This window comes from Oceanimonas pelagia, from assembly GCF_030849025.1.
Lineage (GTDB): Bacteria > Pseudomonadota > Gammaproteobacteria > Enterobacterales > Aeromonadaceae > Oceanimonas > Oceanimonas pelagia.
The window spans coordinates 1,613,990-1,628,021 of sequence record NZ_CP118224.1 but is presented as its reverse complement, the minus strand read 5'-3'; the positions used below and the strand labels follow the sequence as shown (position 1 = coordinate 1,628,021).

Here is a 14,032-nt window from a genome sequence, read left to right as displayed (position 1 = left end):
TCGAATGTAAGGTGTGGTCCAGATGCAGGGGAGCCTATGATGAAAAAAGTCTTGTTTGTCTGTACGGCCAACTCGGCCCGCTCGCAGATGGCGGAAGCCCTGCTGCGCCATCTGGCGGGGGATCAGTTCGAGGTCTTCAGTGCCGGTACGGCGCCTTCCGGCGTGGATCCCCGCACCCTTGACGCCATAAAAGGCTTCGGACTCAACGCCGAAGGGCTGGTATCCAAATCGGTCGCGAGCCTGGGGGAGCGGCATTTCGACTATGTCATCAGCCTGTGCGACAAGGCGCATCAGGAATGCCGGCACTGGCCTTCCAGCGGCGTGGTGATTGCCTGGGACTTTCCTGATCCCAAAACCAGCCCCGATCCCAATGCGTTTGCGCGCACCATGCAGGAAATTGGCGAGCGGCTGCGGCTGTTTGTGCTGGTGAACAGCAAAAAGGTCGACTCCGAAATCCGGCCATTGCCGCCGCTGACCTTCTTCAAGTCCCTGGCCGATGAAACCCGCCTGCTCAGCCTGCTGCTGATAGAGCAGGAAGGGGAGCTGTGTGTCTGCGAGTTGATGGAGGCACTGGCATTGCCACAACCCAAGATCTCCCGGCACCTGAGCCAGCTGCGCAAGCATGGCCTGTTGCTGGATCGGCGTCAGGGCCAATGGGTGTTCTATCGTATTCACCCCCTGTTGAGCGACTGGATGCGCAACATGCTTAAAGAGACTCTGAAGCACAGCCCGGAGCTGCTGGAGCAACCCCTTGCCCGCCTGAACGAGATGAATTCCCGCCCTTCGGCTGAGGGCAATAGCTGTGATGAGGAGCGTATTAATGAGCACTGACATAAAGAAGCTGCCCAACCTTGATGGCGAGCAGTTTTTGCTACCGGACCCGCACTGCAGCGATTATCTGACAGACCGCTACTCCGAGCGGGTGGAAAGCGCCGAGCAGCTTTCCGCACGTGTCAGTCAGTGTGCCATTTAAGGAGCCAGGGACAGGTGGGAATCTTTGAACGTTATCTGACCCTGTGGGTGACCCTTTGTATTGTGTCGGGGGTGGCGTTGGGCAGTCTGGCTCCCGGGGTGTTTGGTGCCATTGCGGGCATGGAGGTGGCTCACGTTAACCTGGTGGTGGCGGTGCTTATCTGGGTGATGATCTACCCCATGATGGTACAGATAGACTTCAGTGCCATTCGGGAGGTGGGCAACAGGCCCAAAGGGCTGCTGCTGACTCTGGTGATCAACTGGCTGATCAAACCGTTCACCATGGCGGCGCTGGGCTGGCTGTTTTTCCGTGTGTTCTTTGCCGGCTGGGTGGACCCGGTTACCGCCGGGGAATACATCGCCGGCATGATCCTGCTGGGGGTGGCGCCCTGCACCGCCATGGTGTTTGTCTGGAGCCAGCTGACCAAGGGAGATCCCAATTACACCCTGGTGCAGGTGTCGGTCAACGACATCATCATGATTTTTGCCTTTGCGCCCATTGCCGCGTTTTTGCTGGGTGTCAGTGATATTCAGGTGCCCTGGCAGACGCTGTTATTGTCGGTGGTGCTGTATGTGGTGCTGCCGCTGGTGGCTGGCGCCTGGACCCGCCACCGGCTGGAGCGCAAGGACGATGGCGCCCGCCTCAGCCACTTTTTGCGCCTGCTCAAGCCCTGGTCGGTGCTGGGGCTGCTGGCGACCGTGGTATTGCTGTTTGGGTTTCAGGCGGAAACCATTCTGGCCCAGCCCGAAGCCATTGGCCTTATCGCCATTCCGCTGCTGATCCAGACCTACGGCATCTTCATCATCGCCTACGGGGCGGCCCGCTGGTTGCGCCTGCCCCATAATGTGGCCGGTCCGGCCTGCATGATTGGCACCTCCAACTTTTTCGAGCTGGCAGTGGCGGTGGCCATTTCATTATTCGGGCTGCACTCGGGCGCGGCCCTGGCCACAGTAGTCGGGGTGCTGGTGGAAGTGCCGGTCATGTTGTCTCTGGTGAGCATAACCAACCGCACCCGGCACTGGTTTGAGGCGGTTTAACCCAGGCTCATGTATTCCTTTATCACCTGAAGAACTTTCTCAAGGAGCTTAACGATGACCATTAAAGTAGGCATTAACGGTTTTGGCCGCATGGGCCGTCTGACCATGCGGGTGCTGTTTGAACAGTCTGACATTGAAATTGTGCAGATCAACGACCCGGCGGGAGACGCGGCCACCCTGGCGCACCTGCTCAACTTTGATTCGGTGCACGGGCGCTGGCACCATGAAGCCCGGGCCGACGGCGAGACCATGGTGATCAACGGCCAGACCATGGCGGTGAGCCGCAACAAGACCATTGCCGAGACCGACTGGTCGGGCTGCGACCTGGTGGTTGAGGCCTCGGGCAAAATGAAGAGCAAGGCGGTGTTGCAGGCCTATCTGGATCAGGGCGTGAAGCGGGTGGTGGTCACGGCGCCGGTCAAGGAAGAGGGCGTGCTGAATATCGTGATGGGGGTGAACGATCATCTCTATGACGCGTCGCAGCACCGGATTGTCACGGCAGCTTCCTGTACCACCAACTGCCTGGCGCCCGTGGTCAAGGTTGTCCATGAGCAGCTGGGCATTAAACATGGCGCCATTACCACCATTCACAGCATTACCAACACCCAGACCATTCTGGATGCGCCTCACAAGGATCTGCGCCGGGCGCGTTCCTGTGGCACCAGCCTGATACCGACCACCACCGGCTCCGCCACCGCCATCACCCATATCTTTCCCGAGCTCAAGGGCAAACTGAACGGCCACGCCATTCGCGTGCCCCTGACCAACGCCTCCATCACCGACTGTGTGTTTGAGGTGGCGCGGGAAACCACGGTGGAAGAAGTCAACTCGCTGCTGCAGGCGGCGGCCGAGGGCGAGCTGAAGGGCATTCTGGGTTACGAGGAGCGGCCCCTGGTGTCGGTGGATTACCAGACCGATCCCCGCTCCAGCATCATTGACGCCCTGTCTACCATGGTGGTGAACGGCACTCAGGTGAAACTCTACGCCTGGTATGACAACGAATGGGGCTATGCCAATCGTACCGCCGAGCTGGCGCTGAAGGTGGGGCGTGCGTAAATGCTGACCCGGCTTTCCCCCGCCATTCGCCAGTATCTGGTTGTCACCGGCAACTACTGGGCCTTTACCCTGACCGACGGCGCCCTGCGCATGCTGGTGGTGCTGCATTTTCATGGTCTGGGGTATGCGCCTCTGGAGATTGCCCTGCTGTTTTTGTTTTACGAGATCTTCGGGGTGGTCACCAACCTGGTGGGGGGTTGGCTGGGGGCGCACCTTGGGCTGAACCGCACCATGAACATCGGCCTGGGCCTGCAGGTGGTGGCGCTGGCCATGTTGCTGGTGCCGCCCGCCTGGCTCACCGTGCCCTGGGTGATGGCCGCCCAGGCGGTGTCGGGTATCGCCAAGGATCTGAACAAGATGAGCGCCAAAAGCTCCATCAAGATGCTGGTGCCTGCAGAGGCTCAGGGCACCCTCTACAAATGGGTGGCGATCCTGACCGGCTCCAAGAACGCCCTTAAGGGCGCCGGCTTCTTTCTGGGCGGCGTCTTGCTGATGGCCCTTGGCTTTGCCGGTGCCGTGGGCGCCATGGCCGCTGCCCTGACCCTGGTCTGGCTGCTCAGCCTGGCCTTGCTGAAGCAGGATCTGGGCAAGGCGAAGCACAAGCCGAAATTCCGTGACGTCTTTTCCAAAAGCCGGGCCATCAACATCCTGTCTGCGGCGCGCCTGTTTCTGTTTGGCGCCCGGGATGTCTGGTTTGTGGTGGCCCTGCCGGTGTTTCTGTCCCAGACCCTGGGCTGGGATCACAGCCAGACCGGTGGCTTTCTGGCACTGTGGGTGATGGGCTACGGGCTGGTGCAGGCGCTGGCGCCCCGCATTACCGGTCGCGCAGCGGGAGGGGTACCGGACGGCCGCAGCGCCACGGCCTGGGTCGCGGTGCTGACCCTGCTGCCCGCCCTTATCGCCTTGGGGCTGTGGCTGGAGCTGGATCCGGCATGGGTATTGATCGGCGGCTTGTTGCTGTTCGGGGCCGTGTTTGCCGTGAACTCGTCCCTGCACAGCTACCTGATTGTCAGGTATGCCGGTCACGACGGCGTGTCGCTGGATGTGGGCTTTTACTATATGTCCAACGCCATGGGGCGGCTGGTCGGCACTTTGCTGTCGGGCTGGGTGTTTCAGCTGGCGGGGCAGGGCAGTGCCGGGCTGCAGGCGTGCCTGGGGATCTCCACGGCCTTCTTGCTGGTCACCACGGTTATCTCGCTTAAGCTGCCAAGGCTGACTCCCTGAGCCGCGCTCAACGGGCATATCAGACAGGATCCGCGCCACGGCCGGATCCTGTTTTTTTATGGGGCCTGCGGCCTTCATTAACATTGAAATGTTAATGTATTTTCCAAAAGTCATGAATTATATTCATGCTCCCCAGTGCCACAGATCGGAGTAAAGAGATGTTGGAGCGGTTTCACCTTGAAGTGCTGGCAGCCATCAAGGAGCAGGGCACCCTGACCCAGGCGGCCGAGTCGTTGAATTTATCCCAGTCTGCGCTGAGCCACAGCATCAAAAAACTGGAAGGCCAGATCAAGACCCCGGTCTGGCAAAAAGAGGGCAGAACCCTGCGCCTGACCAATGCGGGCGAGCAGCTGCTGACCCTGGCCAACAGAGTGCTGCCCCAGTTCAGACACACCGAACATTTGCTGCGTCAAATCGCCACCGGTGAAATGGGCTCACTGCGCATTGGCATGGAATGCCACCCCTGCTACCAATGGCTGCTGAAAGTGATTGAACCCTATCTGGTGAAGTGGCCCAACGTCGATATTGACGTGAAGCAGGAGTTTCAGTTCGGCGGCCTGGGCGCGCTGCACAGCTACGAGATAGACATTCTGGTCACCCCGGACCCCCTCTACAAACCCAGTCTGACCTTTATTCCCGTGTTCGATTATGAGCACCGGCTGGTGGTGGCATCCCATCACCCTCTGGCCAGGCAGGACTCGGTTCTGCCCGAACAGCTCAATGATGAAGTGCTGTTCAGTTACCCGGTAGAGCCCGAGCGGCTGGACATCTACAGTCAGTTTTTAAACCCTGCCAAATGCACGGTCAGAAAACACAAAACCATTGAAACCACCGAAATCATGTTGCAGATGGTGGCCGCCGGCAGGGGGGTGTGTGCACTGCCTGGCTGGCTGGTGGACGAGTTCGCCAGAACCCTGGCCATTAAAAGCCTGCGCTTCGGCGAACAGGGGATCAAAAAACAAATTTTTCTGGGGGTGCGCAAGGGCGAAGAGCGCATTAACTACCTGAGTGACTTCATCGCTCAGGCGCAGCGGGTCGCATAATCGCGCCGTTTTTTATTCACACTTCCTCATCTTTCTGAATCATACAGTCGTCACACCGTCGGCGGCTGTCTCCTGTTCCTTACACAGACCGCTGGCTCTCGAGCGTTCTCTCACTCTCGGGCCGTGAATCCGCCAGCCCCTGTGCCCGACAGCGCCTTGCCACACGATAAATCATGAGCAAGTTTCATCTATTGATGAAGTAAAATCATTTTTGTTCATGTAATGGCCCCTGTATAACATACCTAACGCTTAGCTCTGGATGGCTGGACATCCAAAAAGAGCAACCAACAAAGACAGGCTTCATGCGGGACAAGGGGTGAGATTATGAATAACGACTTTAAATTTGCCATTAACAGCATTGCGTTCGATGAAAACTATCAGCCGGCAGACAGTACGCGTATTACTACCAATTTCGCCAACCTGGCCCGGGGCGAGAGCCGCCAGGAGAACCTGCGCAACGCCTTGACCATGATTAACAACCGGTTCAATGCCATGGCGAACTGGGATAATCCCAAGGCGGATCGTTATTCCGTTGAGCTTGAAATCATTTCCGTTGATATGGATATCGACAGCGAGGGTAACAGTCAGAGTTTCCCTACCATCGAAATTCTGAAAACCAACATTGTTGATCACAAGACCAAACAGCGTATTGAAGGCATTGTCGGCAACAACTTTTCCTCCTATGTGCGGGATTACGACTTCAGTGTGTTGCTGCTGGAGCATAACAAGGGTAAAACCGGCTTCAGTGTACCGGAAAACTTTGGTGATCTTCACGGCAAGCTGTTTCAGTGCTTTGTAAATTCTGAAGCCTACAAACAGAACTTTACCAAACTGCCGGTGATCTGCCTGAGTGTGTCCGATAACAAGACCTATCATCAGACCGAGAACCACCACCCGATCCTGGGCGTGGAATATCTGCCCAACGAGTCATCCCTGACCGAGCAGTACTTCAAGAAGATGGGCCTGAAGGTACGTTACTTCATGCCGCCCCATAGCGTTGCACCTTTGGCCTTTTACTTCTTTGGTGACCTGCTCAATGACTACAGCAACCTGGAGCTGATCAGCACCATCAGCACCATGGAAACCTTTCAGAAGATCTACCGGCCCGAGATTTACAATGCCAATGCGGCAGCCGGTAAGTATTACAAACCGAATCTGAAAAATCCGGATCATTCACTGACGAAAATTGTTTATGACCGGGAAGAGCGCAGCAAACTGGCGATCAAGCAGGGTAAATTTGCCGAAGAGGTGTTCATCAAACCCTACCAGAACATTCTTGAGCAATGGTCTGCCAATTACGCCTGAAGATTAACGAGAACAGAAACGGAATTGATCATGAAAAAGTTATTCCCTACGTCCACTGCCGGCAGCCTGCCCAAACCGTCCTGGCTGGCGCAGCCCGAAACACTGTGGTCACCCTGGAAACTGGAAGGTCAGGAGCTGATTGACGGCAAGCAGGATGCCCTGCGGGTGTCGCTGCAGGAGCAGCAAACAGCCGGCATCGACATTGTGAGTGACGGCGAGCAAACCCGTCAGCACTTTGTAACCACCTTTATTGAGCATCTCGACGGTGTTGATTTTGAACAGCGCAAGACCGTTAAAATCCGTAACCGCTACGACGCCAGCGTGCCCTCGGTAGTGGGCGCGGTCAGCCGCCAGAAGCCGGTGTTTGTGGAAGATGCCAAATTCCTGCGTCAGCAGACCGACAAGCCCATTAAATGGGCGCTGCCGGGCCCCATGACCATGATAGATACCCTCTACGACGGTCATTACCAAAGCCGCGAAAAACTGGCCTGGGAATTTGCCAGAATTCTGAATCAGGAAGCCAGAGAGCTGGAAGCGGCGGGCGTGGACATTATTCAGTTTGACGAGCCGGCCTTTAACGTCTTCTTTGACGAGGTCAACGACTGGGGCATTGCCGCCCTGGAGCGGGCCATTGAAGGCCTGAAGTGTGAAACCGCGGTACACATCTGCTACGGCTACGGCATCAAGGCCAACACCGACTGGAAAAAGACCCTTGGCTCCGAGTGGCGGCAGTATGAAGAAGTCTTCCCGCGGCTGCAGCAGTCCAATATCGATATTGTGTCACTGGAATGTCAGAACTCCCGGGTGCCGATGGATCTGATTGAACTGATCCGCGGTAAAAAAGTGATGGTCGGCGCCATTGATGTGGCCACCAACACCATTGAAACCCCGGAGCAGGTGGCCGACACCCTGCGCAAGGCCCTGCAGTTTGTGGATGCCGACAAGCTCCTTCCCAGCACCAACTGTGGCATGGCCCCCCTGGCCCGTAGCGTGGCCAGAGGCAAGCTGGAAGCCCTGAGCGCCGGTGCAGAAATTCTGCGCAAGGAACTCTCGTAAGGCACTTTTTCTCAGGCAGTCACGGCCACCTCTGCCCTGCCCATCGCGGCACATATTGTCGAGCAGGTTAAGGCGATACCGCTGGCTGAACCTGGTCCGGCCAAGCCTCCCCCTGCTTGCAGGGGGAGGCCATCTTCAGATTATGAAGTAGTTTGAGCGTCCCGGCTCAGCCGGAGATACACCCCCAGACCGGCCAGCATGGCCACCGCCGCCATCAGCATCCACACTGCATTGACCAGCTGACCGCCGCCATCACCGTCGAGAAGCGACTTGAACATCAGCAGTAAGGCTTCAATGGACACGGCGATAATAATGGCCGCCATAAACCGGGAAATGGTGCGCCGGGTGGAGTCGTGATGGTGTATGTCTTTGTTGACCAGCACCTCTTCCTCAAGGATGGTCTTGCCCAGATCAAAAATCGACATGCCCAGGGTGATCATAATGACGATGCCAAAGGCCCCGGTGACCATGTTGCCGCTTCCGTAAAACATTGAGAACAGCGACTCGAGGGCCGAATAGAGCAACAGCGCCGCCACCACGATCAGCAGGCCGCCGATCAGGCCGTAGAACCACTGAAAATAATGATGGCAGTGAGAGCGCATTTGATCGCCGTTGAGGTAGGAGATCAGGCGGCGCAGGTTGAAGTTGATCACCAGGTAGCCGCCATCCTGGCCCTGTTCGTCCACCAGATGTTGTACCACCGAAATCGCCAGCTGGTGGGTGGCGTTGGACAGATAGGGGCTGGTTACCACGATGGCACTGGAACTCTGCCGGGCGGCTTGCATATAGGGGCGCCGGCTGCGGTCGCTGCCCTTGCCCAAAGAGCGGCGCTGGCGCTCGCTGACCGTGGGGCTGTAGGCGGAGTCGGTGATCTGGATACCGTTGCTGTCGAGGCTGTACAGCAGCTCGACAAAGGGATAAGAACGGCTCAGATGTTTGATGGTCTGCTGCTGGGCCTGGTCGTTTCGCAGCAGCTCCAGCCCGTTCAGGCTGGTCATGATCGATTCCATCAGGCTGTGAATAACGGACTCGTATTGCTGGTATTGTTCAAGCAGGCGGAAATGGTTGTGGGTGCTCACGGTGACGGGGCTCTCGGGGTTTTGTGATGAAATGGCCGGAACTACAGTGTACCTTGGCAGCATTACAAAACCTTCAGAGGAAACAAAAAATTAACAAAATTTGTGATCCTTGCGGTTACCGGTTATGACCAGCATTACGAGAGGACGACACCATAAAGTTTTTTGTAAAATTAAATTGAGTATTGAATTTTGCTTTTGACTTTTCCATCTCAGGCAACTCATCCATCCGCCCTGTGTTTAAATCTAGGGCGGACTCATCAAGGGTGAGGGGAGAGCAACTCTGTAATGGGTAACCTGTTTGTGGATTTCATCTCCCGCAGGGAAATATTCGAGCGAATACTCGATACGCCAGGAAGCTTTCTCAACACCTTGTCCACGAATTGGCTGTAATCATCCAGATCCCTGGCCACCACCTGCAACAGAAAGTCCGACTCCCCGGTGGTGTTATGGCAACTGAGCACGCGGGAGCAGGCCTGGATAACCTTCTCAAACTCTGCCGTTACCTCTTCGCTATGTTGCGTGCAGGTTAGCTGTACAAAGGCCAGTACACCACCTCCCAGCTTACGCCGGTTGAGAATGGCCTGGTAGCCTTCAATGACCCCTTCCTGCTCGAGCCGTTTATGACGCCGCCAGCACGATGCTTCACTCAACGCGAGCTGATCGGCCAGCTTGGCATTAGACAGCCTTCCGTCCTGCTGCAACCTGTCAGCGATTGCCGCATCCACTTTATCAAGCGAGTCCATCCCGATTAATCCTTGCAAAAAACGATACATACGGAAAGGCTATTTCAAATTCTGTCATTTTGTCAATGTAAATAGAAAGGTAACTTCACCCCTGCTGCTTTATATTGGAATAGTGTTTCAAAAAAGGAGCGTTTTATGAAAGCTGTTGTTTATGAAAGCTTTTCCACCCCCCCACAAATCAGAAACGTAGTTGATCCAACACCGGAAGCGCACGGCGTTGTGGTCAAGGTGATGGCGACCGGCGTTTGCCGGAGTGACTGGCACGGCTGGGTTGGCCATGATCCCGATATCGAGCTGCCCCATGTGCCGGGACATGAACTGGCAGGCATTGTCGAGGCGGTCGGCAAGGACGTGAGAAAGTGGAAGGTCGGAGATCGCGTTACCGTTCCTTTTGTCGGCGGCTGTGGCGCCTGTCCCGAGTGTCACTCCGGAAATCATCAGGTCTGCGATACGCAATTTCAGCCCGGCTTCACCCACTGGGGCTCCTTTGCCCAGTATGTGGGCATTCACCAGGCCGACATCAACCTGGTGGCGTTGCCGGAAACCCTAGACTTTGCCACGGCGGCCAGCCTGGGGTGCCGCTTTGTGACCTCGTTCCGGGCCGTCGTTGATCAGGGTAAAACCTCTGCGGGGCAGTGGGTGGCGGTTCACGGCTGTGGAGGCGTCGGTTTGTCCGCCATTATGATCGCCAACGCCATCGGCGCCCATGTGGTGGCCATCGACATCTCGGAAGAAAAACTCGAGCTGGCCCGCAAACTGGGGGCGGTCGCTACCGTCAACGCGACCAGGGTGGCCAATGTGGCTGAGGCGGTGACCGAGATCACCCGGGGTGGGGTGCATGTGTCCCTGGATGCGCTGGGACACCCCACGACCTGTTTCAATTCCATCAGCAACCTGCGCAAACGGGGCAAGCACGTACAGGTGGGTCTGATGCTGGCGGATCACAGTACACCGGCCATTCCAATGAGCAAGGTCATTGCCCACGAGCTGGAAATACTGGGCAGCCACGGCATGCAGGCATATCGCTATGACGCCATGCTCGCCATGATGCAGTCGGGCAAACTCGCCCCTGAAAAGCTGATTGGCAAAACCATTTCATTGGAGCAGTCAATTGATGCATTGATGAACATGGACAGATTCGAAGGCTCCGGCGTGACCGTGATCACCGAATTCTAAGAGGCCAGCATATGTACCAGCATACAGACCACCCGGTTATTGCCTTCATTGGCGGCGGTAACATGGCCTCCGCCATGGTGAATGGCCTGGTTACCCATGGCTATCCGCCTCAATCCATTATTGTCGCCGACCCGAATGAAGAACAGCGAGCCATGGCAGTCAAACGTTTCGGTGTTGATATCAGCCCAACCACCCCTGAGGCAGTTGAGCAGGCGCAGGTTGTCGTTCTTGCCGTCAAGCCTCAGGTGGTTGAACGCGTCGCCGCCCAAATAGCGGTGATGCCAAGCCGTGGCGCCAAGCTGTTTGTCAGCATCGCTGCCGGCATTCGGCTCTCACAACTGGAAAAGGTTCTGGGCTTCGGCACCGCCATTATTCGCGCCATGCCAAATACGCCGAGCCTGATTGGCTGCGGCGCAACGGCGATTTTTTCTAATGCCTGCACCACTGAGGAGCAGATCTCAATGGTGACCAGAATGATGGGGTCCTTTGGTATCTGCGTCACGGTCAGCGAGGAAAGCCAGCTTGATGCGGTGACTGCTATTTCAGGCAGTGGCCCGGCCTATTTCTTCCTGCTGATGGAAGAAATGATTCGGGTCGGCACTCAGCTCGGCCTGTCGGAACAGGATGCACTGAAACTGACCCTGCAAACCGCGCGGGGGGCAGCCAACATGGCCGCGCAGGGCGAAGCATCACCTTCACAACTCAGGGCGCGCGTCACTTCACCCAATGGCACCACCCAATGTGCCATCAACAGCATGCAAGAAGATGGCCTGGCCATGCTCATTGAACATGCCGTACAGGCGGCCCACCGTCGTGCGGTAGAGCTGGGCATGTCTTCGGACCCGGCGAGGCGATAGTGCGTTTGGTCGGTGCCGGCTGGCCGGCACATCGTTCATATGAAAACTCAAGGAGGAGAATAACGTGACTCAGTCTTCTACAACCAGCCAGGCTGCCGGCACCGGTGACCTGTCCCGGGGGATAACCGGCCGCGGTTTCTGGTCATCCCGTCTGGCCTTCATCATGGCTGCCACCGGCTCCGCCGTTGGCCTCGGCAATGTCTGGAAGTTTCCTTACATTACCGGCGAGAATGGCGGCGGTGCCTTCGTACTGGTTTATCTGCTCTGCATCGCCGTGCTGGGTCTTCCGATCCTGATGGCGGAAGTGCTGATTGGCCGTCGTGGCGGTCACAGTCCGGTGAACAGCGTGCGTCTGCTCGCCAGCCAAAGTGGGCTTTCCGGCCGCTGGGCATGGATGGCGGGCATGGGTGTGCTGGCGGCCTTCCTGATCCTGTCATTCTACTCGGTGATTGGTGGCTGGGCGGTGTCCTACGTCGGCACCTCGCTCAGCGGTCAGTTCACCGGTCAGGATGCGGAGCAAATCGGCGCCCTCTTCTCGGGGCTGCTGGCCGACCCGGGCAAGCTGTTGCTCTGGCATTCGGTGTTCATGGGCATGACCATGCTGGTGGTGGCGCGAGGTGTGCGCGGCGGCATCGAGCGGGCGGTAACTATATTGATGCCGACGCTGTTCGTTCTGCTGTTTATCATGGTGGGCTATGCCATCACCACCGGCCACTTCGGTGAGGCCGTGGCCTTTCTGTTTTGGCCAGATTTCTCCAAACTGACCACAGAAGGCATGATGATGGCGCTGGGGCATGCGTTTTTCACCCTGACCCTCAGCCAATGCGTGATGGTGGCCTACGGTTCCCATCTCAGGAAGGACGTTTCCATCGCCAGCACCGCTGTGACCGTATCGGTGCTGGATACCGTGGTGGCGCTGCTGGCCGGCCTGGCGATCTTTCCCATCGTCTTTTCCAACGGCCTGGAACCCGGTGCAGGACCTGGTCTTATCTTCCAGACCCTGCCGCTGGCGTTCGGCCAGATGCCATTCGGAAATCTGCTCGCCACCCTGTTCTTTGTGCTGCTGGTGTTCGGTGCCCTGACTTCGGCGATTTCGCTGCTGGAGCCGGTGGTCGAATGGCTGGAGGAGAAAAAGGGCATGAACCGCTTCGGCAGTACCCTTATCGCTGGTGGCTGCTGTTGGTTGCTGGGTGTGGGTACCGTGCTGTCGTTCAACGAGTGGTCCGGCTTCACTCCCCTCGACATGTTCGCCACCTTCGAGGGCAAAACCCTCTTTGATCTGCTCGACTATCTGACCTCGAACATCATGCTGCCCCTGGGGGGCTTACTGGTTGCGGTGTTTGTTGGCTGGCGCATGTCCCGTAAGGCATTGGAAGAGGAGTTGTCTCTGCGTGGCCCCTGGTTCGGTCTCTGGTACGGAGTGCTGCGTTACATCACCCCGGTTGCCGTGATCACCGTCTTTATTTACAACTTGCTGTAACACTCAAACCAACCGGGCACTGACGTGCCCGGTATTGCCACAGACCGTTTCTTTATATCCCCTCATCATATTACCTCCATGACAGTTCAAGGTCGGTATTGTCTGAGATAGCCTCCCAAATACGTGCCTGAGCCCGGAATTCCGAACATAAACAAGGCAGGATCCCGCTACGGTAGGGGCCTGTTTTTTTATGCGCCGGTCAAAAGCACTGCCGGCCGGTTGATAATTTAAAAATCACCCTCAAAATAATCTGCAAGCCGTTGAAATAAAGAATATTATTTTCATTCATACCAACCGCTAGCAGGCAGGATAATGACGGATAACCCTCTGAAAAATAAAGACAGTATCAGTGTGCTCATGGTCTGCATGGGCAATATTTGCCGCTCGCCCACCGCCGAGGCGGTATTGCGTCACATGGCGGCGCGGGCCGGTGTTGAGCTGGAGGTTGATTCGGCGGGCACCATTGGCTATCACGCCGGCTCGGGGCCGGATGCCCGTGCCCGGGCGGCGGGTGAGGCGAGGGGATATGATTTTTCCGGCATGCAGGCACGCCAGGTAACGCGACAGGATTTTGAGCACTTTGATCTGGTGCTGGCGGCGGATCGCTGCAACCTGGAAGATCTGCTGCGCTTGTGCCCGCCGGCGCACAGGCACAAGGTGAAGCTGTTGCTGAGCTTTGCCAGTGGTCCCGAGCAGGAAGTGCCGGATCCCTATTATGGTGGCGAGCGGGGTTTTGAGCAGGTGCTGGATCTGGTGGAAGCGGCCTGCGAAGGGGTATTGAAGCAGCTTAAGGGCTAGCCTGAGCTTGATGGCCTGAATGTGGGTGTATTGTAGCTGCCGCTTTAGCTGGCAGGCCACTGTACCATCAAGGCCTGTTGCACAGACCCTGCCTACTAAAGTGGCAGCTACAGCAGAGCCGAAATTGATTCATGTAATTGGTATAACGCGGCGTATGGCGATAAAAAAGGCCCCCGAAGGAGCCTTTTTACGTTAGCGCGCAGCG

At 57.0% G+C, this 14,032-nt stretch carries 14 protein-coding genes; 12 read left to right on the top strand and 2 right to left on the bottom strand.

Features of this window, described 5'->3' with window-relative positions:
• Positions 1-36 precede the first annotated feature (36 nt).
• From PU634_RS07760 to PU634_RS07725, 8 genes are all read left to right on the top strand, one after another.
• Positions 37-831 (top strand): metalloregulator ArsR/SmtB family transcription factor, encoded by a 795-nt coding sequence (locus PU634_RS07760; RefSeq protein WP_306763479.1) that lies wholly within the window; start codon positions 37-39, stop codon positions 829-831.
• Entirely contained in the window at positions 821-973 is a 153-nt protein-coding gene (locus tag PU634_RS07755) for a hypothetical protein (RefSeq protein ID WP_306763478.1), read from the top strand. Before PU634_RS07760 ends, PU634_RS07755 begins: the two co-directional genes overlap by 11 nt.
• 14 nt (positions 974-987) lie before the next feature.
• Positions 988-2,010 (top strand): ACR3 family arsenite efflux transporter, encoded by a 1,023-nt coding sequence (gene arsB, locus PU634_RS07750; RefSeq protein ID WP_306763477.1) that lies wholly within the window; start codon positions 988-990, stop codon positions 2,008-2,010.
• 54 nt (positions 2,011-2,064) lie between these two features.
• On the top strand, positions 2,065-3,066 hold the full coding sequence (locus PU634_RS07745; RefSeq protein ID WP_306763476.1) for an ArsJ-associated glyceraldehyde-3-phosphate dehydrogenase: 1,002 nt from the start codon (positions 2,065-2,067) through the stop codon (positions 3,064-3,066).
• Positions 3,067-4,290: an organoarsenical effux MFS transporter ArsJ gene (gene arsJ, locus PU634_RS07740; RefSeq protein ID WP_306763475.1), complete on the top strand. Its 1,224-nt coding sequence runs from the start codon at positions 3,067-3,069 to the stop codon at positions 4,288-4,290.
• Between the two features lie 158 nt (positions 4,291-4,448).
• Positions 4,449-5,333: a LysR family transcriptional regulator gene (locus PU634_RS07735; RefSeq protein ID WP_306763474.1), complete on the top strand. Its 885-nt coding sequence runs from the start codon at positions 4,449-4,451 to the stop codon at positions 5,331-5,333.
• A gap of 324 nt (positions 5,334-5,657) precedes the next feature.
• Positions 5,658-6,638: a DUF1852 domain-containing protein gene (locus PU634_RS07730; RefSeq protein ID WP_306763473.1), complete on the top strand. Its 981-nt coding sequence runs from the start codon at positions 5,658-5,660 to the stop codon at positions 6,636-6,638.
• 30 nt (positions 6,639-6,668) lie between these two features.
• A complete protein-coding gene (locus tag PU634_RS07725) occupies positions 6,669-7,694 on the top strand; it encodes a methionine synthase (RefSeq protein ID WP_306763472.1) in 1,026 nt (341 codons plus the stop codon).
• Between the two features lie 140 nt (positions 7,695-7,834).
• Here the strand turns inward: PU634_RS07725 and PU634_RS07720 are convergent, their stop codons facing one another.
• Complete coding sequence (locus PU634_RS07720; protein WP_306763471.1) at positions 7,835-8,773, bottom strand: PDC sensor domain-containing protein; 939 nt, start codon at positions 8,771-8,773, stop codon at positions 7,835-7,837.
• Between the two features lie 257 nt (positions 8,774-9,030).
• Complete coding sequence (locus tag PU634_RS07715) at positions 9,031-9,516, bottom strand: Lrp/AsnC family transcriptional regulator (protein ID WP_306763470.1); 486 nt, start codon at positions 9,514-9,516, stop codon at positions 9,031-9,033.
• Between the two features lie 135 nt (positions 9,517-9,651).
• Here PU634_RS07715 and PU634_RS07710 point away from each other — a divergent pair, with 135 nt between their 5' ends.
• The 4 genes from PU634_RS07710 to PU634_RS07695 all read left to right on the top strand — a co-directional run bounded on the left by PU634_RS07710 (position 9,652) and on the right by PU634_RS07695 (position 13,827).
• The gene (locus PU634_RS07710; RefSeq protein WP_306763469.1) at positions 9,652-10,692 is read left to right on the top strand and encodes a zinc-dependent alcohol dehydrogenase family protein; all 1,041 of its coding nucleotides are present in this window, start codon (positions 9,652-9,654) and stop codon (positions 10,690-10,692) included.
• 11 nt (positions 10,693-10,703) lie between these two features.
• Positions 10,704-11,549: a pyrroline-5-carboxylate reductase gene (proC, locus tag PU634_RS07705; protein ID WP_306763468.1), complete on the top strand. Its 846-nt coding sequence runs from the start codon at positions 10,704-10,706 to the stop codon at positions 11,547-11,549.
• A gap of 64 nt (positions 11,550-11,613) precedes the next feature.
• Complete coding sequence (locus PU634_RS07700) at positions 11,614-13,029, top strand: sodium-dependent transporter (RefSeq protein ID WP_306763467.1); 1,416 nt, start codon at positions 11,614-11,616, stop codon at positions 13,027-13,029.
• A 312-nt stretch (positions 13,030-13,341) separates the two neighbouring features.
• A complete protein-coding gene (locus PU634_RS07695; protein WP_306763466.1) occupies positions 13,342-13,827 on the top strand; it encodes a low molecular weight protein-tyrosine-phosphatase in 486 nt (161 codons plus the stop codon).
• Positions 13,828-14,032: the final 205 nt, after the last annotated feature.